The 26029-nt window shown below is 72.7% G+C and carries 25 protein-coding genes and 1 riboswitch; of the genes, 11 read left to right on the top strand and 14 right to left on the bottom strand.

Features of this window, described 5'->3' with window-relative positions; genetic code table 11:
• The first annotated feature begins 65 nt into the window (after positions 1-65).
• Together AB0412_RS02590 and AB0412_RS02585 are read left to right on the top strand one after the other, a co-directional pair.
• Positions 66-863, top strand: coding sequence for an alpha/beta fold hydrolase (locus AB0412_RS02590; protein WP_366400595.1), 798 nt, complete (start codon positions 66-68; stop codon positions 861-863).
• The gene (locus AB0412_RS02585) at positions 856-1482 is read left to right on the top strand and encodes a hypothetical protein (protein ID WP_366400594.1); all 627 of its coding nucleotides are present in this window, start codon (positions 856-858) and stop codon (positions 1480-1482) included. The genes AB0412_RS02590 and AB0412_RS02585 overlap by 8 nt, the downstream gene beginning before the upstream one ends.
• On the opposite strand, the gene AB0412_RS02580 is transcribed toward AB0412_RS02585, so the two are convergent.
• From AB0412_RS02580 to AB0412_RS02555, 6 genes are all read right to left on the bottom strand, one after another.
• Entirely contained in the window at positions 1479-2225 is a 747-nt protein-coding gene (locus AB0412_RS02580) for an endonuclease/exonuclease/phosphatase family protein (protein ID WP_366400593.1), read from the bottom strand. The two genes, AB0412_RS02585 and AB0412_RS02580, sit on opposite strands and share 4 nt — an antisense overlap.
• Positions 2226-2352: 127 nt before the next feature.
• Positions 2353-3306: an ROK family glucokinase gene (locus AB0412_RS02575; RefSeq protein WP_260830798.1), complete on the bottom strand. Its 954-nt coding sequence runs from the start codon at positions 3304-3306 to the stop codon at positions 2353-2355.
• 113 nt (positions 3307-3419) lie between these two features.
• Positions 3420-4004 carry a DUF5304 domain-containing protein gene (locus AB0412_RS02570; RefSeq protein ID WP_366400592.1) on the bottom strand — a complete coding sequence of 195 codons (585 nt, stop codon included), beginning with the start codon at positions 4002-4004 and terminating at the stop codon, positions 3420-3422.
• A 57-nt stretch (positions 4005-4061) separates the two neighbouring features.
• The gene (locus AB0412_RS02565) at positions 4062-5210 is read right to left on the bottom strand and encodes an ArsA-related P-loop ATPase (protein ID WP_366400591.1); all 1149 of its coding nucleotides are present in this window, start codon (positions 5208-5210) and stop codon (positions 4062-4064) included.
• Between the two features lie 156 nt (positions 5211-5366).
• A complete protein-coding gene (locus tag AB0412_RS02560) occupies positions 5367-5807 on the bottom strand; it encodes an SRPBCC family protein (protein WP_366400590.1) in 441 nt (146 codons plus the stop codon).
• Positions 5808-5947: 140 nt separating this feature from the next.
• Positions 5948-6745: a metallophosphoesterase gene (locus tag AB0412_RS02555; RefSeq protein WP_366400589.1), complete on the bottom strand. Its 798-nt coding sequence runs from the start codon at positions 6743-6745 to the stop codon at positions 5948-5950.
• 284 nt (positions 6746-7029) lie between these two features.
• Between AB0412_RS02555 and AB0412_RS02550 the strand changes: the two genes are divergently transcribed.
• Entirely contained in the window at positions 7030-8826 is a 1797-nt protein-coding gene (locus tag AB0412_RS02550) for an AMP-dependent synthetase/ligase (RefSeq protein ID WP_366400588.1), read from the top strand.
• 122 nt (positions 8827-8948) lie between these two features.
• On the opposite strand, the gene AB0412_RS02545 is transcribed toward AB0412_RS02550, so the two are convergent.
• Positions 8949-10091: a glycosyltransferase family 4 protein gene (locus tag AB0412_RS02545; RefSeq protein ID WP_366400587.1), complete on the bottom strand. Its 1143-nt coding sequence runs from the start codon at positions 10089-10091 to the stop codon at positions 8949-8951.
• A 98-nt stretch (positions 10092-10189) separates the two neighbouring features.
• Here AB0412_RS02545 and AB0412_RS02540 point away from each other — a divergent pair, with 98 nt between their 5' ends.
• A complete protein-coding gene (locus AB0412_RS02540; RefSeq protein ID WP_366400586.1) occupies positions 10190-11425 on the top strand; it encodes a glycosyltransferase 87 family protein in 1236 nt (411 codons plus the stop codon).
• Here AB0412_RS02540 and AB0412_RS02535 read toward each other — a convergent pair.
• From AB0412_RS02535 to AB0412_RS02515, 5 genes are all read right to left on the bottom strand, one after another.
• Entirely contained in the window at positions 11382-12572 is a 1191-nt protein-coding gene (locus AB0412_RS02535; protein WP_366400585.1) for a hypothetical protein, read from the bottom strand. The genes AB0412_RS02540 and AB0412_RS02535 overlap by 44 nt on opposite strands.
• 33 nt (positions 12573-12605) lie before the next feature.
• Positions 12606-13622, bottom strand: a complete 1017-nt coding sequence (locus tag AB0412_RS02530; RefSeq protein ID WP_366400584.1) for an NlpC/P60 family protein — start codon at positions 13620-13622, stop codon at positions 12606-12608.
• 199 nt (positions 13623-13821) lie between these two features.
• Positions 13822-14862, bottom strand: a complete 1041-nt coding sequence (locus tag AB0412_RS02525; RefSeq protein ID WP_366400583.1) for an NlpC/P60 family protein — start codon at positions 14860-14862, stop codon at positions 13822-13824.
• Between the two features lie 256 nt (positions 14863-15118).
• Positions 15119-16462, bottom strand: coding sequence for an NYN domain-containing protein (locus AB0412_RS02520; protein ID WP_366400582.1), 1344 nt, complete (start codon positions 16460-16462; stop codon positions 15119-15121).
• Between the two features lie 66 nt (positions 16463-16528).
• Positions 16529-16768, bottom strand: a complete 240-nt coding sequence (locus AB0412_RS02515; RefSeq protein ID WP_167994558.1) for a hypothetical protein — start codon at positions 16766-16768, stop codon at positions 16529-16531.
• Positions 16769-16935: 167 nt separating this feature from the next.
• Between AB0412_RS02515 and AB0412_RS02510 the strand changes: the two genes are divergently transcribed.
• The 7 genes from AB0412_RS02510 to AB0412_RS02480 all read left to right on the top strand — a co-directional run bounded on the left by AB0412_RS02510 (position 16936) and on the right by AB0412_RS02480 (position 23240).
• Entirely contained in the window at positions 16936-17673 is a 738-nt protein-coding gene (locus AB0412_RS02510) for a rhomboid family intramembrane serine protease (RefSeq protein ID WP_366400581.1), read from the top strand.
• On the top strand, positions 17670-17951 hold the full coding sequence (locus AB0412_RS02505; protein WP_366400580.1) for an Lrp/AsnC ligand binding domain-containing protein: 282 nt from the start codon (positions 17670-17672) through the stop codon (positions 17949-17951). Before AB0412_RS02510 ends, AB0412_RS02505 begins: the two co-directional genes overlap by 4 nt.
• 165 nt (positions 17952-18116) lie before the next feature.
• Positions 18117-18416 carry a small secreted hydrophilic protein gene (locus tag AB0412_RS02500; protein ID WP_366400579.1) on the top strand — a complete coding sequence of 100 codons (300 nt, stop codon included), beginning with the start codon at positions 18117-18119 and terminating at the stop codon, positions 18414-18416.
• Complete coding sequence (locus AB0412_RS02495) at positions 18352-19851, top strand: ATP-binding protein (protein ID WP_366400578.1); 1500 nt, start codon at positions 18352-18354, stop codon at positions 19849-19851. The genes AB0412_RS02500 and AB0412_RS02495 overlap by 65 nt, the downstream gene beginning before the upstream one ends.
• Positions 19848-20510 (top strand): response regulator transcription factor, encoded by a 663-nt coding sequence (locus tag AB0412_RS02490; RefSeq protein WP_366400577.1) that lies wholly within the window; start codon positions 19848-19850, stop codon positions 20508-20510. The genes AB0412_RS02495 and AB0412_RS02490 overlap by 4 nt, the downstream gene beginning before the upstream one ends.
• A gap of 57 nt (positions 20511-20567) precedes the next feature.
• Positions 20568-21983 carry an SLC13 family permease gene (locus AB0412_RS02485; protein ID WP_366400576.1) on the top strand — a complete coding sequence of 472 codons (1416 nt, stop codon included), beginning with the start codon at positions 20568-20570 and terminating at the stop codon, positions 21981-21983.
• 51 nt (positions 21984-22034) lie between these two features.
• Positions 22035-23240 carry a glycerate kinase gene (locus AB0412_RS02480; protein WP_366400575.1) on the top strand — a complete coding sequence of 402 codons (1206 nt, stop codon included), beginning with the start codon at positions 22035-22037 and terminating at the stop codon, positions 23238-23240.
• On the opposite strand, the gene AB0412_RS02475 is transcribed toward AB0412_RS02480, so the two are convergent.
• Together AB0412_RS02475 and trpD are read right to left on the bottom strand one after the other, a co-directional pair.
• Positions 23195-24562 (bottom strand): aminotransferase class V-fold PLP-dependent enzyme, encoded by a 1368-nt coding sequence (locus AB0412_RS02475; protein ID WP_366400574.1) that lies wholly within the window; start codon positions 24560-24562, stop codon positions 23195-23197. The genes AB0412_RS02480 and AB0412_RS02475 overlap by 46 nt on opposite strands.
• A gap of 158 nt (positions 24563-24720) precedes the next feature.
• Positions 24721-24838: riboswitch (SAM riboswitch) on the bottom strand.
• 73 nt (positions 24839-24911) lie between these two features.
• Entirely contained in the window at positions 24912-25976 is a 1065-nt protein-coding gene (gene trpD, locus AB0412_RS02470) for an anthranilate phosphoribosyltransferase (protein ID WP_366400573.1), read from the bottom strand.
• Between the last annotated feature and the right edge of the window lie 53 nt (positions 25977-26029).

The following is a 26029-nucleotide window of genomic DNA, read 5'->3' as shown; positions in this document are numbered from 1 at the left end:
CGGTCGCGTACGGTGAAGGTCCTGCAACCCCCGTCCGACCCCGTCCCAGGAACAGGAGGCCGAAGGTGCCGCTCCCGACCGGAGCCGAGCCGTTTCGCCACGAGGGCGGCGAGACCGCCGTCCTCCTGTGCCACGGCTTCACGGGTTCGCCGCAGTCGCTGCGCGGCTGGGCGGAGCATCTGGCCGCGCAGGGCCTCACGGTCGCGCTGCCGCTGCTGCCCGGGCACGGCACGCGCTGGCAGGACCTGGGGGTCACCGGCTGGCAGGACTGGTACGCGGAGGTGGACCGCGAGCTGCGGCTGCTGCGGGGCCGGTGCGAGCGGGTGTTCGTGGCCGGTCTGTCCATGGGCGGCGCGCTCGCCCTGCGGCTGGCGGCGAAGCACGGCTCGGCGGTGAGCGGGGTCATGGTGGTGAACCCGGCGAACCGGGTGCACGGGCTCGCGGCGCACGCCCTTCCGGTGCTGCGGCATCTCGTGCCCGCCACGAGGGGCATCGGCAGCGACATCGCCAAGCCGCTCGACCGCGAGCTCGGCTACGACCGGGTGCCGCTGCACGCGGCGCACTCCCTGCGGACCTTCCTGAGGCTCGTGGACCGCGAGCTGCCCCAGGTCACGCAGCCGCTGCTGCTGCTGCGCAGCCCGCAGGACCATGTGGTGCCGCCCGCCGACTCGGCCCGGATCCTCGCCCGGATCTCCTCCACGGACGTCACGGAGATCCTGCTGGAACAGAGCTACCACGTGGCGACGTTGGACTACGACGCGGCGCGGATCTTCGAGGAGAGCACCGCGTTCATCGGCCGGCTCGCACCCGGCGCCGTCAAGGAGCCCGGTCTCGGCAAGGAAGGGACGACCGCAGGTGGCTGAGCACGACTCGGAGCGCGAGGACCGCGAGGAGCGCGGCGAGCGCGAGCGGCCCGAGGGCCGTGAGCCGGAGGAGCAGCGCGTCCCCTTCGACGAGGACGCCGCGTGGGCGGCGATCGTCGCCGGGTACGGCGAGGAGCCGCCGGATCCGCCGGGCGCCAAGCCGTTCAAGTCGGTGGAGGACCTGGCGCTGCTGGAGCCCGACACGAACGGCGAGGGCGCGGTGGACGGCGAGGCCCCGCAGAAGGCGGAGAGCGAGGCGGAGAGCGGACCGGCCAAGCCGCTCGGCAGCTCCGTCGCATTCGCCCCCGGGATCGGACCACGCGACTACAGCGTGCCGGAGCCGTCCGACGACGACCTCGACGAGAGCGACGAGGGCCATTTCGTGCCGCCGGAGCCGCCGCCGCTGCCGGAGGCCGATGTCACGGCCAAGTTCGCCTGGCTGGGCGTGCTGGGCGGGCCGGTGCTGATCCTGCTGGCGGTGCTGCTCGGCTGGGAGATGACGTGGTGGCTGACGACGCTGTGCATCGGCGGCTTCCTGGGCGGCTTCGCCACCCTGGTGATGCGGATGCGCACGGATGACGACGAGGACGACGACCCGGGGCGGGGCGCGGTCGTCTAGGCCGCCGGGATCCTGAGCGCGGCGAGGACTGGGAGGTGGTCGCTGGCGGCCCGCAGGTCCGCCTCGGTCACGCCGGGGTGTCCCAGGGGGACGCCGCAGCCCAGGACGTCGATGTTCTTCGTGGCGAAGATCGCGTCGATGCGCTGGTAGGGGTCGGCCGGGGTCCAGGTGTGCTCGGTGCCCCAGGGGGCGGTGGCGTAGCAGTCCTGGAGGTCGCCGGCGAGGCGGCGGAAGGTGCGGCCGGTCGGGCGTTCGTTCAGGTCCCCGCCGGCGATCGCGTGTTCCACGCCCATGGCGGCGAGCCGGTCCAGGAGCATGCCGGCCTGCTCGTGGCGCTCGTGGCCGTCCAGGGACAGATGGCAGCTGAGGACGCCGACGCGGGCGCCGGCGAAGCGGACGATCGCGGTGGCGAAGCCGCGGCGGTGGAGGCCGGGGGTGAGGGGCAGCAGGACGTCCTCGGTGCGTTCGACGGTGGCCCGCAGGGAGCACAGGATCGCCGGGCCGGCGGCGGTCGCGCCTCCGGTGAGGATGACCAGGTCCGAGTCCGAGGCCAGGCGGGCGAGTTTCTTGCGCCAGCGGAAGAAGCGGGGGGCTTCCTGGAGGAGCACCAGGTCGGGGGCGCAGGCCTTGATGACGCGGGCGAGGGCGTCGGTGTCGTCGCGCATCGAGCGGATGTTGTAGCTCAGTACGCGCAGGGTGGGAGAACCGTCGGGCTCGGTGCGGGAGTTGGGGAGCGGCTCCATGTGGATCAATGTACGCCCGCTGACCCGGGGCGCGAGGTTGTACGCGAGGGCCGGTTCGTGGTGGCTGGTCGCGCAGTTCCCCGCGCCCCTGAGGGTGCGGCGGTCGCCGTGAGTCCAGATCTGGCCGTTACATGATCGGGTCGGGCTCCCGGGCCAGGTCCGCCGCGCCCACCAGCCCCGCCTTGTTGCCGAGCTGGGCGGCGAGGACGTCGGCGACCGGGCGCCAGTTGCCGCCCACCAGCCAGCGCTTGTAGGACTTGCGGATCGGGCCGAGGACCAGTTCGCCCTCGTCGGAGAGGCCGCCGCCGACGATGAACGCCGAGGGGTCGAAGAGGGAGGCCAGGTCGGCCAGGCCCGCGCCGACCCAGCGGGCCAGCTCGCGGTAGGAGTCGACCGCCACCCGGTCGCCCTGACGGGCGGCCATGGAGATGTGCTTGCCCTCGATGCCGTCCGGGGTGCCGTCGCCGAGGGACAGCAGCGTCTCCGCGTTCTCGGGGGTGGCGTTGGCGCGCTGCTTGGCGTAGCGGACGAGGGCGCGGCCGGAGGCGTACTGCTCCCAGCAGCCCTGCGAGCCGCAGCCGCACAGCAGACCGTCCGGCACCATGCGGATGTGGCCGAACTCGGCCGCCACGCCGAAGTGGCCGCGGCGCAGCTTGTTGCCGATGATGATGCCGCCGCCGAGGCCGGTGCCGAGCGTGATGCAGATGACGTTGCGGTGGCCCTTGCCCGCGCCGAACTTGTACTCGCCCCAGGCCGCGGCGTTGGCGTCGTTCTCCACGACGACCGGGAGGCCCACGCGGGCCTCGACCTTCTGCTTCAGCGGCTCGTTGCGCCAGTGGATGTTGGGCGCGAAGTACACCTCAGAGCGCTGGCGGTTGACGTATCCGGCCGCACCGATCCCCACGCCGACGATGTCGTGGCCCGCGCGCGCTCCCTCCACCGCGGAGGAGATGGCGTCCACGATGCCCTCGGGCGTGCCCGGGGTCGGCACCTTGTGGGTCGAGAGGATGTTGCCTTCCTCGTCGACCACGCCGGCCGCGATCTTCGTGCCGCCGATGTCGACGCCGATGGTGAGTCCCATGAATCCCTCAGTTCCGGTCGAGCCCCGCTACCGCCAACGGTACCCGAGGCCCTGCCCCCGGGTTTCCGGCGTCCGTACGGTGAGCGGGCCGCGAGGGATCCGAGGACCTCCGGTCAGTCCAGGTCGATGCGCTCGCCGGGGCCTGACTCGTCACCGCGGTCGCGGCGTTCGCCGAGGTCGCGGGGGTCGCTCCGCGGCGTTCCGCGGGAGGTCCAGCGGCGCTCCTGGTCCTGGACGGCGGAGCGGTAGGCGGCGAGCAGTTCGTTGCCGGCGGCGGCGAGGTGGTCGAAGACGTCCGGGTTGCGTTCGATGACGGGTTCCACGGCGGCCTTGGCCTGCTCCACGACCTGCCGTACGACCTGCTGCGCGGCGGGTCCGGCGACGGCGCCGAACAGCGGGGACTGGAGGCCGGAGAGCTTGTCGGCGACGGCGTCGACGAGCTTCTTGAGCTCCTCGGCGGCGGAGCCGGGGGGCGGCCCGTGCTGTGCGCGGCGGCGGGCCTTCTCCGCCTCGAGGTCCTCGGCGCAGGCGGTCGCCCAGGCGTCGGCGTCGACCGCGCCGGGCCGGTCCACGGGAGGCTCGGCGGGCTCTTCCAGGACGGGTGCGTCGTCGGCCCGTACGTCGTCCAGGGCCTCGTCCCCAGCATGGTCGCGTGCGGCGTCGCGTGCGTCGTCGGGCGGGGGGAGCTGTTCGCTCATGACGGACTCCTGACTACGGTGAGCCCCTCCGACGTTACCCGAACGGCCGCACCGCGTTCACGAGGTGCGTGGCCACAGCCGCGGATCCGGCCGGAACCGGATGCGCAGCTCGCCCTCGCGCAGGGCGGCGCCGTCGACGGTGCAGCGGCGCAGGGCGGAGGGCAGCGGCACGATCCGCCGGAAGGGCCCTGCGGTGACCGTGAGTTCGTCGCCGCGCCGGATCAGGTCCAGTTCGTCGCGGTGGGCGCCGGGGAGGGGGATGTGCCAGACCAGCACGCCGTCGTCGGCGAGCCGGTCGGTGACGGGCCACTCGACGCGGGCGGGCGTGGTGCCGGCGCCGGGCAGGGCGAGCGCGGTGAGGTCGTCGGTGCCGCGCGGGTCACGGCCGAGGTGCGGGACCGGGTGGACGCGGTGGGTCTCCCGCCACTCCTCCAGGACCTTGCGCTGCTGGGCCACGGGCGCGGCCAGCCAGGTGTCCTCCACGCTCTCCGGCAGGACGCGGCTCGCGATCAGGAGGTCGGTGCGCAGACCGCGCAGGGCGAGGCCGAGGGCGGCGGTGCGGACGGCGTCGGCGCCCGCGGGCCCCGGCTCGGCGACCAGGCGTACGGAGGTGCCGGGGTCGGCGAGGACGGCTTCGGCGGCGCCGAGCTCGACGTCCCAGCGGGCGGCGGTCTCGTACAGCCACTCGGCGGGCAGCGGGACGCCGGCCAGCCGGCCGAGTACGGGGCGCAGGGCGCGGGCGGCCTGGCGCTCGGGCGGGAGCAGGCGGCGCAGGTAGCGGCGGAGTTCCCCGGGGAGGGCGAGCAGGTCGAGGGCGCGGGGGGTGGGGGGCAGGTCGACGACGAGGAGGTCGTACGCCTCGGTCAGCGCGGCGTCCCGGAGGGCGCGCAGCAGGGCGAGCTCCTCGGCGCCGGGGAGCGGGGTGAGCTCCTCGGGGTCGAGGCGGGAGGCGCCGAGCAGGTCGAGGGCGGAGGCGGCGCGGTCCTGAAGGGCGGCGAGGTCGTCGCGGAAGCCGGTGGCCGGGTCGAGCCGGCGGGTGGTGAGCCCGGGGACGGCGTCCGTGCCCAGCACGGGGGTGAGGGTGTCGGTCCGGTCGGTGGTGAGCAGCAAGGTGCGGGTACCGGCACCCGCGGCGGCGACGGCGGTGGCAGCCGCGACGGTGGTACGTCCACTGCCGCCGGGGCCGGTGATCAGGAGGGTGCGCATGGGGGTGAACCGTAACGGACGTCGCGCGCATCCGTGTTGCACTGCGGCCCGGCGTGGGGCTGGCCGCAGCTGAGTACGCGCCGCTGCGTACCGCGAGGTGAGGACCTGAGGGGCGCGGGGAACTGCGCGACCAGCCCCCACTCACCCGCAGACGAACTACTTGCCCGACTCCACCCGCTTCTTCAGGCCCGCCAGTGCCCGGTCGATGATGACCTTCTCGGCCTTCCTCTTGATCATGCCCAGCATCGGGATCTTGACGTCCACCGTCAGCTGGTACGTGACCTCGGTCGAACCCCCGCCCGCCGGCTTCAGGATGTACGACCCGTCGAGCGCCCGCAGCATCTGGGACTTCACCAGCGTCCAGGACACCTCGTGCTCCCCGGTCCACGTGTACGCCAGCGTCTGGTCGTCCTTGATCGCGCCGGCGTCCATGACGAGGCGCACCTGCTCGGCGCGGCCCTGGCCGTCCGTCTTGAGGACCTCCGCCTCCTTCACCTCACCGGTCCAGTCCGGGTAACGGGCGAAGTCGGCGATCACCTCCATGACATCGGCCGGTGCCGCCTCGATCGTGATGCTCGAGCTGGTGTGTTCCGCCATCGCCGTGGCTCCTCCGGATGCGGGCCGGTAGTCGGATCGCCGTGCGCGCAGTCGCACGCGCACGTCGGTGCAGCGTGAAGGCTACCGCGCACCGGTCGGGCCGAACTCACCCGACCTGGGACATCGCGCCAAGCCGCGCCTCACCACTCGAGCGCCCAGGGCCGCCCGCTGCCCGCGAAGTGCCCCACGTTCACACACTCGGTGGCCCCGATCCGCATGCGCCGCACCAGCGGCTGGTGCACATGCCCGAACAGCGCATAGCGCGGCCGGGTGCGCCGGATCGCGTCCAGCAGCGCACGGCTGCCGCGCTCGAAGCGGCGCGCCACCGTGTCGTAGACCAGCTCGGGAACCTCCGGCGGGATGTGGGTGCACAGCACGTCGACCTCGCCGACGGCCTCGATCTTCGCGGCGTACTCCTCGTCGCTGATCTCGTAGGGCGTGCGCATCGGCGTGCGCAGGCCGCCGCCGACGAAGCCGAAGGTCCAGCCGCCGATCTCGACGCGCTCGCCGTCGAGGACGGTGGTGCCGGGTCCGGCGTACTCCGGCCACAGGGGCGGCATGTCGACATTGCCGTAGGTGGCGTACGTCGGGGTGGGGAACGCGGCGAACAGCTCGGCGTACTGCTTGCGCACCGCTTTCTCGATGACCGCCGCCCGGTCGGTCCCGATGCCGGCCCACAGGCTTCTGCCGAACTCCCGCGCCTCCTCGAAGCGGCGGGCGGTGCGCAGCGCCACGATGCGGTCGGCGTTCTCGACGCCGAAGAGGTCGGGGAAGATGCCGCGCGAGTGGTCGGCGTAGTCGAGGAAGAGCACGAGGTCGCCCAGGCAGATCAGGGCGTCGGCGCCCTCGCCGGCGCGGGCGAGGTCACGGACGTTGCCGTGCACGTCGCTGACCACGTGGACGCGCGTCCGGCGGTTTCCGGCTGGTGTGGATGCCATGGAAATGCAGAGTACTTGTGAACAGTGGGGGCCGGACCTGCGGTTACTGGCTCGTCGGTTGCAGGGTGGACTACTGTGCGCAAGGGAACACCAACCTGTGTGACGCAGCGAACATCTCGCCGGGCCCCCCTGTCGTAGAAGCCATACCGGCGGGTAACGTCCGGGCAGTCCAGTCGTGCTCGGGATTTCAACTTCTGAATGTCGCGAGCACCCGCCCGAGCCTTGGACCGCACCGTCGCATCGCACACCGTCGTGGCGCCGGCGCCCTAAGAGGAGCAGCAGTCTTGCGCGAGTTCAGCCTTCCGGCTTTGTACGAGGTCCCCGCGGACGGCAATCTGGCCGACATCGTCCGCAGAAACGCCGCGCAGCACCCGGATGTCGCCGTCATCGCCCGTAAGGTCGCCGGCACGTGGCAGGACGTGACGGCCACCACGTTCCTCGCGGAGGTGCGGGCGGCCGCCAAGGGCCTGATCGCGGCGGGGATCCAGCCCGGCGACCGGGTCGGCCTGATGTCCCGCACCCGCTACGAGTGGACGCTGCTGGACTTCGCGATCTGGAGCGCCGGCGCGGTCACCGTGCCGGTGTACGAGACCAGCTCGCCGGAGCAGGTGGCGTGGATCCTCGGCGACTCCGGCGCCACCGCCTGCCTCGTGGAGCTCGACGCCCACGCCGCCGCCGTGGAGTCGGTGCGCGACCGGCTGCCCGACCTGAAGCACGTGTGGCAGATCGAGGCCGGCGCGCTGGAGGAGCTGGGGCGGCTCGGACAGGGCGTCACCGAGGAGACGGTCGACGAGCGCAGCTCGGTCGCGAAGGCCGACGATCCGGCGACCATCGTCTACACCTCCGGCACCACCGGCCGCCCCAAGGGCTGTGTGCTCACCCACCGCAGCTTCTTCGCCGAGTGCGGCAACATCGTGGAGCGGCTGCGTCCGCTGTTCCGCACGGGCGAGTGTTCCGTGCTGCTCTTCCTGCCGCTCGCGCACGTCTTCGGCCGGCTGGTGCAGATCGCGCCGATGATGGCGCCGATCAAGCTGGGCTGCGTACCGGACATCAAGCAGCTCACGGACGAGCTGGCCGCCTTCCGGCCGACGCTGGTGCTGGGTGTGCCGCGCGTCTTCGAGAAGGTCTACAACTCGGCGCGGGCCAAGGCGCAGGCCGACGGCAAGGGCAAGATCTTCGACAAGGCGGCCGACACGGCGATCGCGTACAGCCAGGCGCTGGACACGCCGTCCGGCCCGGCGTTCGGTCTGAAGGTCAAGCACAAGGTGTTCGACAGGCTCGTCTACGGCAAGCTGCGGGCGGTGCTGGGCGGACGCGGCGAGTACGCCATCTCCGGCGGTGCGCCGCTGGGTGAGCGGCTCGGCCACTTCTTCCGCGGCATCGGCTTCACGGTGCTGGAGGGCTACGGCCTGACCGAGTCCTGCGCGGCGACCGCGTTCAACCCGTGGGACCGGCAGAAGATCGGCACGGTCGGCCAGCCCCTGCCGGGGTCCGTGGTGCGGATCGCGGACGACGGGGAGGTGCTGCTGCACGGCGAGCACCTGTTCAAGGAGTACTGGAACAACCCGGCCGCGACGGCGGAGGCGCTGGCCGACGGGTGGTTCCACACCGGGGACATCGGCACGCTGGACGAGGACGGGTATCTGCGGATCACCGGCCGCAAGAAGGAGATCCTGGTGACGGCGGGCGGCAAGAACGTCGCTCCGGCCGTGATCGAGGACCGTATCCGGGCGCACGCGCTGGTCGCGGAGTGCATGGTGGTGGGCGACGGGCGGCCGTTCGTGGGCGCGCTGGTCACCGTCGACGAGGAGTTCCTGGGGCGGTGGGCCGCGGAGCACGGGAAGCCGGCCGGCTCGACCGCGGCGTCGCTGCGGGAGGATCCGGATCTGGTCGCGGCGATCCAGGCCGCGATCGACGACGGGAACGCGGCGGTGTCGAAGGCGGAGTCGGTGCGGAAGTTCCGGATTCTGCCGGCTCAGTTCACGGAGGAGTCGGGGCACTTGACTCCGTCGCTGAAGCTGAAGAGGAACGTGGTGGCGAAGGACTACGCTCACGAGATCGAGGCCATTTACGCCAAGTAGGCCGGCGTGCCTATTGGGGTGCCTCTTGATCGCCGTTCGCGGGCGCGGGTGCGTTGTGGCTTGTCGCGCCCACGCGGCGGAGCCGCAAATCGATACAGCCCCGCGCCCCTGGGTTGGTTGCTCTACAGCAGCGTTTTCAAGTGCTCGGCGAGTAGGTCCCAGCGCCACTTGTCCTCGACCCACTGGCGGCCCCTCTCTCCCATCCTGCGGCGCACTTCCGCGTCCTGGAGGAGGGCGATGATGCGGTCCGCGGCCTGGGACGGGTCGCCGCCCCTGACCACCCAGCCGGTCTCGCCGTCGAGGACCGCGTCGGGTGCGCCGCCCGAGTCGCCCGCGACGACAGGCAGGCCCGTCGCGGAGGCCTCCAGGTAGACGATGCCCAGGCCCTCCACGTCGAGGCCGCCGCGGCGGGTGCGGCAGGGCATGGCGAAGACGTCGCCGGCGCCGTAGTGGGCGGGCAGCTCGGACCAGGGGACGGAGCCGGTGAAGCGGACGGAGGCGGCGACGCCGGTGTCCTGGGCGAGCCGGCGCAGGTCCTTCTCGTAGGGGCCGCCGCCGACGATCAGCAGGACGGTGTCCGGCTCGGCCGCGAGGATCGCGGGCATGGCCCGGATGAGCGTGTCCTGGCCCTTGCGCCGGACGAGCCGTGAGACGCAGACGACCACGGGGCGGTCGGTGAGGCCGAGCCGGGCCCGGATCTCGTCGCCGCCGGAGGCCGGGTGGAAGGTCTTCTCGTCGACGCCGGGCGGCAGCTGCACCATCCGCGAGGCGGCCTGGGGCGTCAGCGCCGCGGCGATGCGCGAGCGGGTGTACTCGCCGAGGTAGGTGATCGTGTCCGTGGACTCGCCGATGCGGCGCAGCAGCTGCCGGGCGGCGGGCAGCTGGGCCCAGCCGGCCTCGTGGCCGTGGGTGGTCGCCACGATCCTTTCGGCGCCCGCCCGGCGCAGTGCCGGTGCCATCAGTCCGAGGGGGGCCGCCGCGCCGAACCAGACGGAGGTGCAGCCGTGCTCGCGCAGCAGGCCGACGGCCCGGCGGGTGGCCTGCGGGGTCGGCAGCAGCATCGTCGTACGGTCGCGTACGACGGTGAAGGGCTGCTCGGCGTCGAAGGCGGCGGTCGCCTCGACGCCCTCCCGGGAGCGCTTCCAGGTGGAGGCGTAGACGACGAGCCGGTCCGGGTCGAGGCGCAGCGCCATGTTGTGCAGGAACGCCTGGATACCCCCGGGGCGGGGCGGGAAGTCGTTGGTCACGATCAGGGTCTTGTGCATCGCCGCCGACCCTACAAGAGCGGTGCTTGCTGGCACCTGCACAGGTTCCCGGGACATCATGGGCCGGTCAGGACCGCGAGGCGACGGGCAGGGATCACGTGAAGACGACGGCCGCACGAGGGTCCCTCGCCTGGCTCCTGACCGTCTGGGGCCTCACACGCGCCGCGCTGCTGCTGTGTGTCCTGAAGGTGATCGTCTTTCCCGGTCCGGACGTCACCAGTGACGTGTCCGTGATCTATCAGGGCTGGTACGACGTCCTGCGCGGCGGAACGTTCCCGCTCGAGGACGTCACCTGGCAGTACCCGCCCGCGGCGGCCCTCGCGATCCTCTCCCCCGGCCTGCTCCCGTTCCTGGAGTACGCCACCGCGTTCTTCGTCCTGGCCCTGGTCGCCGACCTGGTGACGCTGGCCCTGCTGGTGTACGCGGGCCGGCGTCCCGGGCGCTGCGGGCGCGGGGCCTGGGTCTGGGTGGTGGGCGTGCCGCTGCTGGGGCCGACGGTGTACGCCCGCTACGACGTGATGGTGACCGCGGTGGCGGTCGCCGCGGTGGTGGCGGGCGCCCGGCATCCCCGGCTGATGGGGGCGCTCGCCGGGTTCGGGGCGATGCTGAAGGTGTGGCCGGCGATGCTGCTGCTCGGGGTCCGGCGGCGCGGCGCGTGGGCGTCGGCGGCGGTGACCGGTGCGGGGGTGGCCGCCCTCTTCGCGATGCTGATGCCCGGCTCCCTCGCCTTCCTGACCTTCCAGCGGGACCGGGGCACGGAGGTCGAGTCGCTGGGTGCGCTGGTCTTCCACGTCGCCCGGCACCACGGCTGGGACGGCGAGGTGCTGCTGAACTACGGCTCGGTGGAGTTCCTGGGCCCGTATGTGTCGTGGGTGAGCACGGGCGCGCTGTTCCTGACCGGGGTGGCCCTGGGCTGGCTGCTGCTGTGGCGCCTGCTGGCCACCCGTTTCGAGGCGCACACCGTCGCCGACGCGGCCTTCGTGGCCGTCCTGATGTTCACCACCACGAGCCGGGTGATCAGCCCCCAGTACATGGTGTGGCTGGTCGGCCTGGCCGCGGTCTGCCTGTGCTTCCGCACCAGCCGCATGACCCTACCGGCCGGCCTGGTCCTGGCCGCCTGCCTCGTGACGGTCCTGGAGTTCCCCGTCTGGTTCGCCCACGTGGTCGCCGGCGACGCCCTCGGCATCACCCTCCTCGTGCTGCGCAACGGCCTCCTGGTGACTGCCACTCTCCTGGCCGCCGTACGCCTGTGGCGCGACACCGTGCCCGGCCGGCCGTCGCCGCGCCCGGTCAGCCCAGCTCGGAGCGCAGATAGTCGCGCCACTGTGTCGTGAAGGCCTCCGGGGTGGTGCCGAGGACGGTCTTCATGGCGTGCTCGATCGCGCCCGCGCGCTGCTTGTGGGCGCCGACCGTGCGGTAGAACTCGCCGAGGCGGTCCTCGCCCCAGCGGTCGGCGATGAGCCGGCAGGCCAGCCAGCCGCTTTCGTAGGCGCGGGCGAGGCGGTCGGCGTCGCCGGAGAAGCCGAAGTCCTCGTCGCCGGGGAGGGCGGTGGGGACGTCGCCGCGGCCGACCGCGTAGGCGAGTTCCGGGGCGGCCTCGGGCGGGGTGCGGTCGCCGCTGCGGTAGCCCACCCAGTCGGCGAAGCCCTCGGAGAGCCACAGGGGGGTCGCGGCGGTGGTGTGGGCGCGGGTGGCGACGTGGGTGGTCTCGTGGGTGAGGACGACCTGGCGGCCCGAGTCGCCGAGCAGTCCGAAGGCGTCCGGGTTGACGATGATCCGGTCCGCGGGCGCCCGCTCGCCGGTGCCGGTCTCCCCCGTGGTGACGGCGGCGATGCCCCGGTAGGAGGAGGCGGGCGAGTTCAGCAGTCCGCCCATGTCCTGCAGGGACTCGGGGACCAGGATCACGACCTGGCGGGGCCAGGACCGGCCCCAGGCGTCCGAGACGGCCGGTACCGCGCGGTCGGCCAGCTCGGCGTAGTCGCGCAGCTCCGCGGGGGACCGGCCCACGCCGAGCACGAGGCTGCGGTCGCCGCGTGCGGTGCGCACCGTTCCCTGGTCCCAGAGCTGCTGGCCGGACTTCTTCGCGGGCCGGTCGGACTCGACTCTCCAGCGGTCGTCCGCGTCGCGGCTCAGGCGCAGGGTGCGGGTGGTGGTGACCGGGGAACGGTCGTGGCCCTCGACACGGTAGCTGAGGTCGGCCTGGGCGGTCGCGGTGTCGCCGGTGCGGTCGAGGGCGGTCAGGCGGTAGGACCAGTCGGCCAGCGGGACCGCGCGCAGATTGTCGTAGCCGGCGCGGGTGCCGGTGCGGGCGTACGCCGTGGGGTCGTGGGCGAGGACCGCGCGGGCCCGCCGGTCGAGCAGGGACTGCACCTCGGCGCGGGCCGCGTCGGTGGCCGGTCCCCCGCCGCAGGACACCAGGGAGACGAGCAGCAGACACAGCGCCACCACCGACGCCCCCGACACCCGCCTTCGACCAGCCACCTTTCCGAGGGTAAGGGCGCCCGCCCGTTGTGGTCAGACCCTGGTGACCGACGAGACAGGCATCATGCCGACCGGGTCGTAGCGCACGGGTGCGCCGGGGTACGGCGCGTGGATCACCTGGCCGCCCCCCATGTACATCCCGACATGACTGGCGTCGGAGCGGTAGATCACCAGGTCACCGGGGCGCGCCTGGGACAGCGGGATCTGCCGGCCGGCGTAGCGCTGGCCCTGCGAGGTGCGCGGCAGGGACACCCCGGCCTGCTGGTAGGCCCACTGCGTCAGGCCGGAGCAGTCGAATCCGGAGGGGCCGTTGGCGCCCCAGACGTAGGGTCTGCCGAGGGCGGAGCGGGCGGCGGCGACGGCCGCGGCCGCGCGGGAGGAGGCCGGCGCGATGCCGCCGAGACCGGGCAGGTCCGTACGGCCGGAGCGGGTGGCGCGGTCGTAGGCGGCGCGCTCGGCGCCGGGGAGGGAGTCGAGCAGCCGTCGTGCCTCGGCGAGCTTGCGTTCGACGGTCCGCTTGTGCGCGGCCGCGGCCTTGCGGCTGCGCACAAGCTCGGCCAGCTTCCCGGCCGCCGCCTCGCGCTCCTGGGCGAGGGTGCGCAGGGCCCGGTGGAGCTTCCTCAGCTCACCGGCCTGGCGACCGGTGATCCGGTCCAGTACGGACGCCTTGTCGAGGTAGTCCGCCGGGTCGTCGGAGAACAGCAGCTCCAAGGAGGGGTCCAGGCCGCCGGAGCGGTACTGGGCCCCGGCGAGCGACCCGAGCGACTCCCGCAGGGTGTTGACGCGCTCCTGCTGGCGGGCGATCTCGTCCTGGGCGGTGCGGATCTGCCCGCGCAGGGTGTCGGCGCGCTCGTCGGCCTTGTTGTAGGCCTCGGTCGCCTTCTCGGCCTCCCGGTGGAGGCGGTCCACCTTGGACCCGGTGTCGTCGGCGGGTGTGGCCGTGGCCGGTACGGCGGCCAGGACGGCGGCGGCCGCGGACAGCAGGCCGACGGCGGCGGTGGCGCCCCGGTCGAACCCGAAGGACGGTGCAAGGCGGCGATGGGACCCCACGGGAAGCCGCGCTCCTTCCGCTGGCGGACAGGGAAACGCGGCAGACAGTAGCCCCGAGCCCGGCGGCCGACCAACGACCCCGGCCGCCACACACGGTGACGCCCCGCCTCTGACGCAGGTCACAGGCGGGGCGGACGGTTGCCGGGCGGCGTGGTGATTCCCCCGAACGGAGGCACCGGGCCGCGGCCTTGCGAAGGGATCAGACGCGGACGCCGAACATGAACGGGCCGCCGATGGTGTTCATCGACTCGTAGCGCACGACGGTGCCGGTGCGCGGGGCGTGGATGATCTGGCCGTTGCCCGCGTAGAGGCCCACGTGGTGCAGGTCGTTGAAGAAGAAGACCAGGTCGCCGACCTTGAGCTGGCTGGCCGAGTAGATCTTGGTGCCGGCGCCGGTCTGGGCCTGGGAGGTGCGCGGGAGGCCGACGCCGGCCTGCGCGTACGCCCAGGAGGTCAGGCCCGAGCAGTCGAAGGAGGACGGGCCGGTGGCGCCGTAGACGTAGGGGCTGCCGAGCTTGCTCTGCGCGGCGGCGAAGGCGGCGGCGGCGCGGCCGGAGCCGGGCGGGACGTTGCCGCTGAGGGCGTCGCGCTCGCTGGCGCGGCTGGCGCGGTTCTGCTCCTCGGCGAGCTGCGCCTTCTCCTCGGCCGTGAGGCTGTTGAGCAGCTTCTGCGCGGCGGCGAGCTTGCCCTGGACCTCCTTCTTCTTCTTGCCCAGTTCGGTGCGGGTGGAGGCCAGGTCCTTGAGCTTGCCGGCGGCCTCGGAGCGCTGCTGGGCGAGTTCGCGCTGCTTCTCCTGGATCTTCTTCAGCGCGTCGACCTGCTGGGTGCTCAACTGGTCGAGGGTGGACGCCTTGTCGAGGTAGTCGTCCGGGTCGGAGGACAGCAGCAGCTGGACGGAGGGGTCTATGCCGCCGCTGCGGTACTGGGCGCTGGCCATCGAACCGAGGCCGTCGCGCAGTTCGTTGAGCTCCTGCTGGCCGCGGGCCACGTCGTCCTGGATGGTGGAGATCTCCTTCTGGAGCTTCTCCTGCTTCTCCTTGGCCCCGTTGTACTTCTCGGTGGCCTGCTCCGCCTGCTCGTAGAGCTTGTCGACCTTGGCCTTGACCTCGTCCTTGCTCGGCTTCTCGCTCGGGGCGGCGTTGGCGGCCTGTGAGCTCAGGGCGACAGCGGCTGCGGCAGCGGTGGTGAGCACGGTCACACGTGCGCGGCTCGGCTGCTTGGGACGACGGTGGGACGCCACGGAGACGAGCTCCTTCTCGAGAGTGATCGCGCGGTCGCGGGTTCGAGCAGACCCTAATGATGTTCCTGTGATCAGTTCAAATCCCCGGCCATAAAATCTCCACTACAGCGCGTTTATTTACCTTCAACTCACCTGCAGTGATGTGGGATTGACACTACGTTGCGTGACGGTTCCGTCAATTCGGGCATAGAGACGGTACGTTGCACGGGGGACGGAAGTGATCCGAGTATCAGGAAAGCCGCTTCCGGAAGCCTCTTCAGGAGAGCCGCTTGAGGAGCACCGCCGAGGCGACCGGCCGGGCGCCCGCGCGAGCGACTCCGTCGGCGACCTCGCGGTCGGTGGAGGCGACGATGACGGGCCGGCCCGGCGGTTCGGCGCGCACCAGCTGGCGGATCAGCTCGTCGGCGGTGACGCCGGGCTTGGAGAACAGCACCCGCACCCCGCGCGGCGGCGCGAGCAGCACGGGGGCGGCGAGCTCTGCCCCGTCGAAGACACACGTCACCTCGGCGCCGGTCTGCGCGGCGAGCTGCGCGAGCTGGCCGAGCAGCCGCAGCCGCTGCTTCTCCAACGGCATCTGGGGATAGCCGGTCTTGGTGACGTTGTAGCCGTCGACGACCAGGTGCGCCTGCGGCAGCGCCAGCAGCTGGTCGAGGATCGCCGGGTCGTTGTCGGACAGCGCGCGGGCGGCGATGTCCTTCGGGGTCATGCGTCCGGGCTCGACGGCGTCCACGGTCTCGGCGGGCCGCACGGACACCGGCGGCAGGGCGAGTTCGCGGCGCAGGCCCTGGGCGGCGTCCAGCACGGTGTCGAGCAGCAGCCGTACGCGCATGTCCTCCACGCTGCGGCCCTCACGCGCCGCCCGGCGGGCCGCCTCCAGCGCGGCCTCCGTCTCACCGAGCCGTGCCTTGAGCCGCCGGGTCTCGCTCTCGGCGGCGGACACCTGGGCCTGCCCCTCGGCGCGGACGGTCTCCATCTCGCCCTGCAGCTTGCGCAGCGCCGCCTCGCCGCGCTTGACGTCACTGAGCGCGCTGCGCAGCTTGCGGTGCAGCGACTCGGCCTCCTTGCGGGCCGACTCCAGCTCGGTGCGCAGCCGCTCGGTCTCCGACTTGGTGTGCTCGCGTGCCCGGGCGAGTTCGGCGCGCAGCCGCTCCAGCTCGGCCCGGTTCTCCTCGTCGGCGCGCTCGGCGTCGGCCCGCTGGGCCTCCTCGCCGGCGGCGGTCACCAGCTTCACCCAGCCCGCCGGGCGCAGTACGTAGGCCGCGGCCGCCACGTCGAGCGGGTCCGCGGCCGGGGGCGGCGAGCCGGAGTCGAGGGCGCCGGTCAGTTCCGGCTGGGCCTCTCTGAGCTTCTCCCCGATCCGCTGCCGGAACAGCGGATCCGTCTCCAGCGCGGCGGCCATGGCGTTGCCGGCGAACTTGGCGCGGCGGTTCGGGGCGAAGCGGGCGTACTGCCGGAGCTGGGTGGGCAGCTCGGCCACGGTCAGCCCGCCGAAGCCGTCGGAGACGATCTGCACGACGCGGCGGCGCACTCCGTCGGGCAGCGGACGGTCGAGCACCTCAGCGGCGCCGTCCTGCGGCCCCCCGCCCGTGGTCTCCACCATCCGTCACACCCCAATGCCTGTGTGTGACCCCGCGTGCGGGGTCACCGTCAGCGGGCCCGCTCCGCTTCAGGAGCCGGCGCCCGGCCTGTCGACGAGTTCCACCTGGTCCACGGCGTTGCACCAGCGGCACCGCACCGACTCGATCGTCTCACTGAGCACCTCGCGCTCCTCGACCTTCGGCTCTCCGGCCAGATCGAGGTGGACGTACTCCACGACCTTCGACGAGCGGGTCACGTCGAAGCGGGTGAGGTTGCCGCAGAGCGTGCAGCGCCACCGCGTCGTGGCGGTCGGCAGGGGAACCGTCATCGTGCCTGTGCTCTTTTCCTTCTAGGCCTTCTATTGTCGGCGACGCCCCGCGCACGCGGTCCGTCATGGCTCGTAACCCTACGGCCTGGCGGGTCCTCGCCGCCCGCCCGTCCACGGCGGCGAGGCGGTCTGTGTGGTTGCGTCCGGTTACGTCATGCTCTGGAGGCATGATCCGCAACTGGAGGGCGTCGGCTGCGAGGGCGATGCGCCGCCCGTCGGCACCGGTGACCCACACCCTCATCGTCCTGTGCTGCGTGGTCTTCCTGGCCGGACCGGCCTCGGGCCTCAATCCGGTGTACGGCACCGGGGACGAGCTGCTCGCCGCGCAGCGGGCCTGGTTCCGGCGCTGGGGCGTGATTCCCGCAGACCTGTTCGAAGGTTCCCCGGGCGCCGCGCTCACCCCCGCCACGGCGCTGTTCGTCCACGGCAGCTGGGTGCATCTGCTCGGCAACATGCTCTTCCTCCACGTCTTCGGAGCGATGACCGAGGCGCGGATGGGCCGCGTGCAGTTCACCCTGTTCTACGTCGGCTGCGGCTACCTCGCGCTGCTGGGGTACGCCGCGGCGAACGCGGACGCCGAGCAGTCCCTGGTGGGCGCCTCCGGGGCGATCTCGGCGGTCCTCGGCGCGTTTCTCTTCTTGTTCCCGCGGGCCCGCGTCACCAGTCTCCTGCCGTTCCTGTTCTTCCTGCCGGTGCGCTTTCCCGCCTGGGTCGTGCTGCCGTTCTGGGCGGCCCTGCAGTGGGCGGCGGCCCGGCAGCAGGCCGCCGACGGTCCGGGGGTGGCGTATCTGGCCCACCTGCTGGGCTTCGGCCTGGGCTTCGTCTTCGCCTGGGTCCGATTCGGCCGTACGACTAGAGTGAAGGCCGCCCCTGCACCGGCCCCCGAGGGAGAGAACCAGCCGTGATCACCGCGATCGTCCTCATCAAGACCAGCGTGGACCGGATCCCCGAGATCGCGGAACAGATCGCCGCGCTGGAGAGTGTGAGCGAGGTCTTCTCCGTCACGGGCACGTACGACTTGATCGCCATGGTCCGGGTGAAGGAGCACGAGGACCTGGCGGAGGTCATCCCGGGCCGGATCAGCAAGATCCCGGGGGTGGAGGCGACGGACACGCACGTCGCCTTTCGGACCTACTCGCAGCACGACCTCGAGGCGGCGTTCTCGATCGGGTTGGACAACTAGGCGCATTCCGGGTTGCCGCGGCCTGTCGTCGGGCGTCTGCGGGCTCATCGGGGCTGGGGTGCGCAGTTCCCCGCGCCCCTGGGGGTGTCGCTGTGCACGCCGGATGAAGAGTTCTTCATTCTCGGCTCATCCACGGCTGCGGATGGCGGACGCAGGATGAGAGGCATGGTCTTCTCACGGCGGATGGCAGCTCTGGCAGCTGTCGTACTGATTCCCCTCGGCATTGCCGCAACCAGCTTCGCCCTCACCGACAGCCCGCAAGAGCCCAAGGTGCCCGCCGAGGTGGAGCTGGAGAGCGGCTCCCCGACGCCGACGCCCAGCTCCACGCGGCCCGCACCGACGCCCAGCGACCAGGTCGTGTCCCGGCCGCCGGTGACCGACGCCCCAGCGGACGAGGACGATGACGCCGACGACGGACCTGCCGACGACGGACCCGGCGACGACGGACCCGGCGACGACGGGTGACCGGGGTGAGGCGCGTGAGCGCCGGCGGATCTCCGCCCGCCTCCGCATCCTCCTGTGGCTGCTGCTCGTGATGGCCGTCGCCCTCGCCTCCGTCGCCGCGACCACCCGCTCGATCCTCCTGCGCGACACCGACCAGCGCATCAACGGCCTGCTCGCCCAGGAGGCCCGCGAGTTCGCCGGCTTCGAGGAGCAGGGCTTCGACCCGGAGACCGGCCGCAGGTTCACCGACCCGGGCCGGCTGCTGCGGGTCTTCCTGCAACGTCAGTACGCCGATCTGGACGAGGAGCTGATCGGCCTGGTGGGCGAGCCCGGCACCAGCCCGGCGCAGATCATCCAGCAGCGTGAGATCCCGGTCGGCCTGCCGCTGCACAAGGACGCCGACGCCCGCCGCCGCATCTTCGCCTCGCCCGACACCACCGGCACCCTGCAGCGCCCGGAGGGCGAGATCCGCTGGGCCAAGGTCACCGTGGCCCGTTACGGCGGTGAACCGGCGGCGGCGTTCGTCGTCGCGTTCCATCCGGGGCGCGAGAAGGCGCGCGCCGACGAGGTGTTCCGGGTGCTGCTCGCCATCTCCGGGGTCGCCCTGCTGATGACCATCGGCATCGCCTGGGTGGTCGCCGGGCGCATCCTGAAGCCGGTACGGCTCGTGCGCACCACCGCCGCCCAGCTCACCGAGCAGGATCTGACCAAGCGCATCCCGGTGCACGGCAACGACGACGTGGCCGCGCTCGCCGAGACCTTCAACGCCATGCTCGACCGGCTGGAGCGCGCCTTCGCCGCCCAGCGCCAGTTCGTCGACGACGCGAGCCACGAGCTGCGCACGCCCATCACCATCGTGCGCGGCCATCTCGAGCTGATGGGCGACGACCCGGCCGAACGCGAGGAGACCGTCCGGCTGGTCACCGACGAGCTGGACCGGATGAGCCGCATCGTGGAGGACCTGCTGCTGCTCGCCAAGGCCGAGCGCCCCGACTTCGTCACCCCCGAGCCGGTCCAGCTCGCGGAACTCACCGCCGATGTCTACGTCAAGGCCCGCGCCCTCGGCGAGCGTGACTGGCGGCTCGCCGAAGTCGCCGACGGCGAGGCCCGGTTGGACCCGCAGCGGATCACCCAGGCGATGGTGCAGCTGGCGCAGAACGCGGTGCAGCACACCGCCCCCGGGCAGACCATCCGCATCGGCTCCCGCACCGACGGCCCCCGGATCGAGTTCTACGTCGCCGACTCCGGCCCCGGGGTCCAGCCCCAGGACCGTGAAGTGATCTTCGAACGCTTCCGGCGCGGCACGTCCCGGCGCGGCGCCCACGGCTCGGGCGCCGGACTGGGCCTGTCGATCGTGCGGGCGATCGCGGAGGGCCACGGCGGCCGGGTCCGCATGCACGACACCGACGGCGGCGGAGCCACGTTCGTACTGACTCTGGAAGAGGCATCCCCGTGAACCGCATTCTGATCGTCGAGGACGAGGACCGCATCGCCTCCTTCGTCGAGAAGGGCCTGCGCGCCAACGGCTTCACCACCACGGTCGTCCCCGACGGCGAGGCCGGCTTCGAGTACGCGCTCACCGGCGGGTTCGACCTGGTCGTCCTGGACATCGGGCTGCCCGGCCGGGACGGCTTCACCGTGCTGCGGGAGCTGCGCGAGGCCCGGGTGACGACCCCGGTGATCGTGCTGACCGCCCGGGACTCCGTGCGGGACACGGTGGCCGGTCTGGAGGGCGGCGCGGACGACTGGATGACCAAGCCGTTCCGCTTCGAGGAACTGCTCGCCCGGGTCCGGCTCCGGCTGCGGACGGCGGCCCGCGCTCCCGAGGTGACCGTGCTGAAGTCGGGCGAGCTCACGCTGGACCTGCGCACGCGCCGCGCCCGGGCCGGGGAGCGCACCGTCGATCTGACGGCCCGTGAGTTCGTGCTGCTGGAGCTGTTCCTGCGGCATCCGGGGCAGGTCCTGTCCCGCGAGCAGATCCTGTCCCATGTGTGGGGCTACGACTTCGACCCCGGCTCCAACATCGTGGACGTCTACGTGCGGGCACTGCGCAAGAAGCTGGGCGCGGAGAAGGTGGAAACGGTACGCGGCATGGGATACCGGCTCCCTTCGTGAAATTTCCTTCATGCCGGGCTCATTGAGCGCTCACGCCCCGGGTGAACTCTCGATGACGTGACCCTGAATCCCCGTCTGACCGTGGCCCTGTGTGTGGCCCTGTCGCTGTGTGCGCTGCTCGCGGTGCCCGGCAACTTCCCCGGGCTGAGCGGGGACGCGCGTCTCACCCTGGCCGTCTTCGCGCTGGCGACCTGCGCCTGGATCGGCGCGCCCATCGACGACACCTACGTCGCCCTGGGCGCCGGACTCGCCCTGACCGTGACCGGTGTGATCAGCAGCGACACGCTCTTCGGCACCCTCGGCGACTCGACCGTGTGGCTGCTGATCTGCGCGTTCGTGCTGGCCGCCGCCGTAACCCGGACCGGCCTGGCGGGGCGGGCGGCGGTGTTCCTGGTCGGTGGGGCGCGCACCGTACGGCAGTTGGTGCACCTCACCACGGCCTCGCTGGTCGTCACGGCGTTCGCGGTGCCCGCCACCTCGGGCCGTGCGGCGCTCGCCCTGCCCGTGTTCCTCGCCCTCGCCAAGGCCCTGGCCCACCGCAAGCGGCTGGTGGTGATGCTGGCGCTGCTGTTCCCGACCGTGATCCTGTTGTCGGCGGTGGCGACCCTGATCGGGGCGGGCGCCCATCTGATCACCGTGTCGGTGCTGTGGGAGGCGACCGGGGAGCGGGTCGGCTTCACCGAGTGGCTGCTGCTCGGGCTGCCGCTGGCCGTGGCCTCCTCCCATCTCGCCGCCGAGACGGTCCTGTTGACCACCACCCGGCGCGCCGACCGCAAGGGCCCCGTGCACATCACGGCCGAGGAGATCCAGCGGCACAGCGACCGCCCGGTCACCGGCCCCTGGACCCAGGCCGAGAAGCGCTGCGCCCTGCTCCTGGGCACGGTGGTCGCCCTGTGGTGCAGCGAGCCGCTGCACCGGGTCCCGCCGGCGATGGTCGCGCTCATCGGCGCGGTGGTCGCCGCCTCACCGGCGCTCGGCACCGTACGGCTGAAGGAGGCACTGAAGACGGTGCCCTGGTCGCTGCTGCTGTTCATGGCGGCGACGATGGCGATGGGCGTGGCGCTCACCGAGTCCGGGGCGGCGAAGTGGCTGGTGGCCGGGCTGCCTTCGGGGGTGACCCCGGTGATGTTCCTGACGGTGGTGATCGCGGTGAGCACGGCGGCCCATCTGGTCCTGCAGTCCCGTTCCGCCCGTTCCTCGGTGCTGGTCCCGCTGGTGGTCGTGGCGGCCGTGGGCGCCGGGGTGAACCCGGTCGCGGCGGCCCTCGCCTCCACGGCCGCCGCGGGCTTCTGCCACACACTGCCCGCCTCCGCCAAGCCGGTCACGCTGTTCGCCGACGTCCCCGGCGTCCCCACCTACACACCGCGCGATCTGCTCCGGCTGTCCGCCGTGCTGGCCCCGCTGACCGCCGCCCTGGTCCTGTTCTTCGCCGTCGCCGTCTGGCCCCTGCTCGGCGTCTCCGTCACCCGCTGAACACCGCGCGTCCTGCCGCATCCCTTCCCGCAAGGCCACAAGGAGTCATCCATGCTCAGCCGTGTCGTCGTAGCCCCCAGCGGCTTCAAGGAGTCGCTGTCCGCCCAGGCCGCCGCCGACGCCATCACGGCGGGCGTCCGCCGGGTGCTGCCGGACGCCGAGATCGACCGCATCCCGCTGGTGGACGGCGGTGAGGGCACCGCCTCGGCACTGGCCGCGGCGACCGGCGGGCGGCTGGTCGCCCTGGCCGCCACGGGCCCGGTCGGCGAGCCGGTCGGCACCCACTTCGCCCTGCTCGGCGCCCGGGACACCGCGGTGGTCGAGATGGCCGCGGTCGCCGGCCTCGCCCTGGTCCCCCGCACCCGGCGCGACCCCGGCGCCACCACCACCTACGGCGTCGGCGAGCTGATCAGCGCCGCGCTCGACCAGGGCGTACGGCGGATCCTGGTCGGCTGCGGCGACTCGGGCACGTCGGACGGCGGCGCGGGGGCGCTCCAGGCGCTCGGCGCACGGTTGCTGGACGCCGACGGATTCGAACTGGGCCGGGGCGGCGCGGAGTTGAGCCGACTGGCGCGGATCGACCCGTCCGGGCTCGACCCCCGGCTGAAGGACGTGGACGTGCTGGTCGCCTGCAACCCGTTCAACGTGCTGTGCGGGGAACGGGGCGTGGCCCGCGTGTTCGGCCCGCAGAAGGGCGCCACTCCCGCGCAGGTCGAGGAGTTGTCGGCGGGGCTGGAGAACTGGGCGCGGGTCCTGACCCGCGACCTCGCCGTCACCGGCACCGATCTGCGCCTCGGCCCCGGCACCGGCGCCTCCGGCGGGCTGGGCGCCGGACTCGCCGCCCTCGGCGCGCGGCTGCTGCCCCGCTTCGACGTCCTCCTCGACCACCTCGACCTGGACGCCCGGCTGGCCCGCGCCGACCTGGTGGTCACCGCCGAGGGCGCCCTGGACCACCAGACACCGCGCGGCAAGGTCCCGGCGGAGGTGGCCCGCCGCGCCAAGCTCTACGGCCGGCCGGTGCTGGCGCTCGCCGGGACGCTCGGCGAGGGTGCGCAGGACGTGCCCGGGGTGGACGCCTGCCACGGCATCCTGCCCGCGCCGATGGCCCTGGCGGAGGCGCTGGTACGGGCCGCCGAACTCCTCACGGACGCCACCGAACGCGCCCTGCGGATGATCCTGCTGGGCGCCCGGCTACCGCTGCCCGCGGCTGCTCACGCGGACGTGTCCGGCACGCACCGCCCGTCCTCCGTGCGGTAGTTCCACCGGGCGCCGTCGCGCACCAGCTCCTGCACGGCGGCCACGAAACGGTCGACGTGCTCGTCGGGCGTGCCCGCGCCGAAGCTGACCCGGATGGCGTTGAGGGACTTCTCCCCGGGCGCCGCCTCCGGGGCGCCGCACTCGCCCTGGGCCTGCGCGTCACCGCCGAGCAGGGTCCGCACCAGCGGGTGGGCGCAGAACAGCCCGTCGCGTACGCCGATGCCGTACTCGGCGGACAGCGCGGCGGCGAAGTGGGAGCTGTTCCAGCCGTCGACCACGAAGGACAGCACACCGACGCGCGGGGCGTCGTCGCCGAACAGCGACAGGAACCGCACCTCGGGCACGTCGGCAAGCCCCTCCCGCACCCGGCGGATCAGGTGCTGCTCCCGTGCGACCAGGGTGTCGAACCCGGCCTCGGTGAGCGCCTTGCAGGCGGAGGCGATGGCGTAGGCGCCGATGACGTTGGGCGAGCCGGCCTCGTGCCGGGCGGCCGTCTCGTGCCACTCGACGTCCACTCCCCCGTCCTCACGCCGGGTCACCTTGCGGCTTGCGCCGCCGCCGGCGAGGTACGGCTCGGCCTCGCGCAGCCAGTCGGACCGCCCGGCGAGGACACCGGAGCCGAACGGGGCGTACAGCTTGTGCCCGGAGAAGGCGACCCAGTCGACGTCCAGCTCACGGACGCTCACCGGGTGGTGCGGGGCCAGCTGGGCGGCGTCCAGGACGATCCGCGCACCGTGCGCGTGGGCGGCGGCGGCCAGCTCCCGTACGGGCCACAGCTCGCCGGTGACGTTGGAGGCACCGGTCACACAGACCAGGGCCGGGCCGTAGGGGTCGCGGTCGGCCAGGGCGCGCTCCAGGGTCTCGACGGCCTGCCGCGGGCTGCCCGGCGCGTCGAGGTAGGTGACCCGCGCCCCGCGCCAGGGCAGCAGGGAGGCGTGGTGCTCGGTCTCGAAGACGAAGACCTGGCAGTCGCCGGGAAGCGCGGCCGCGAGCAGGTTCAGGGAGTCCGTGGTGGACCGGGTGAACACCACCTGGTCGGCGGGGCGGCAGTCGAGGAACTCGGCGACGGCCTTGCGGGCGTTCTCGAACAGGTCGGTGGAGAGCTGGGAGAGGTACCCGGCGCCGCGGTGCACGCTGCCGTAGTACGGGGCGTACGCGGCCACGTCGTCCCACACGCGCTGCAGGGCGGGGGCGCTGGCGGCGTAGTCGAGCGCGGCGTAGGTGACCTCACCGCCGGTGACGAGCGGGACGGTGACATCCCGCCCCAGAACGGGCAGCGGGGCACAAACGGACGGGTCGGCGGCAAGGCTGGAGACAGACATGGGGAGACTCCCGTGAAGGCAGCCGGACAGACCGGCGAGGAAGGTGAAAGGGGTGTGCGGAGGCGGGGCTCTGCGGCCCTAGCGCATTCGCTTGCTCACGGAAGGCTCCCTCGAACGACCAGGACCCCTGGCCCCACACTTCTGAAAAGCGTGCGAGGGGTCCGCGCTTGCCGTAGGCCTTGCTGCCGTACGGCCTGGTCCTCACCCGGGGCACCCCGCCACGGACGGAGGGTTGCCGGACAGTCGGCCGGGGCCTGATGACTGTCACTCATGACCTGGACAGGAAACTAGGCGATCAGAGCGATGTCCCGCAACCCGTGTCCGGATCGCGGGACATCACCCACGGAACTCACGCGTTGCTGACAGCCACCCAGCGGTCCAGCACGCGCTTGGCGGCACCCGAGTCGATCGCCTCCGCCGCCTTGTCCATCCCGGCGCGGATCTGCTCCGTCAGCGGGCCGCTGCCCGGCTCCAGCGCGACCAGCGCCGCCGCCGAGTTCAGCAGCACGGCGTCCCGCACCGGGCCGCGCTCACCGTCCAGCAGCCGCCGGGCGACCTCCGCGTTGTAGGAGGCGTCCGCGCCGCGCAGCGCCTCGACCGGGACGAGGTCGACACCGACGTCCCGTGGGTCGAAGGTCTCCTCGGTCACCGTGCCGTCGCGGACCACCCACACCCGGGAGGTGGCGGTGGTCGTCAGCTCGTCGAGGCCGTCGTCGCCGCGGAACACCAGCGAGGAGTTGCCGCGTTCGGCGAACACGCCCGCCATGATGGGCGCCATCCGGGGGTCGGCGACGCCGACCGCCTGGGCCTTGACCTGGGCCGGGTTGGCCAGCGGGCCGAGGAAGTTGAACACCGTGCGGATGCCCAACTGGCCGCGGGCGGCGGCCACATGGCGCAGCGCCGGGTGGAACTTCACCGCGAAGCAGAAGGTGATCCCGGCCTCCTCCGCGACCTCCGCCACCCGCCGCGGGGTCAGCTCCAGATTGACGCCGAGCTTCTCCAGGACGTCGGAGGCGCCGGACGCCGAGGACGCGGCCCGGTTGCCGTGCTTGACGACCTTCGCGCCGGTGCCGGCGACGACGATCGAGGACATCGTGGAGATGTTCACGGTCTTGGCGCCGTCGCCGCCGGTGCCGACGATGTCGACGGTCGCCCCGGGCACCTCGATCACATTGGCGTGGTCGTACATGGCGCGTACGCAGCCGGTGATCTCCTCGACCGTCTCGCCCTTGGCGCGCAGCGCCGTCACGAACCCGGCGATCTGCGCGTCGGTCGCCTCACCGCGCATGATCACATCCATGGCCCAGGCGGTGTCGTCGGCGGTGAGGTCCCGGCCGTCCAGCAGTCCGTTCAGCAGGGCGGGCCAGGAGCGGCCCGCCGCGGTGTCGCCTCCAGCGGGGGTCACAGCGCTCATAGCCGCTCCTGATGGTCGTAGAACAGACGGAGAAAAGTCTCAGGGCCCACCCT

This window comes from Streptomyces sp. NPDC052012 (assembly GCF_040689265.1).
GTDB lineage: Bacteria > Actinomycetota > Actinomycetes > Streptomycetales > Streptomycetaceae > Streptomyces.
The sequence above is the reverse complement of the archived record's forward strand: the minus strand, read 5'-3'. Positions and strand labels throughout refer to the sequence as shown.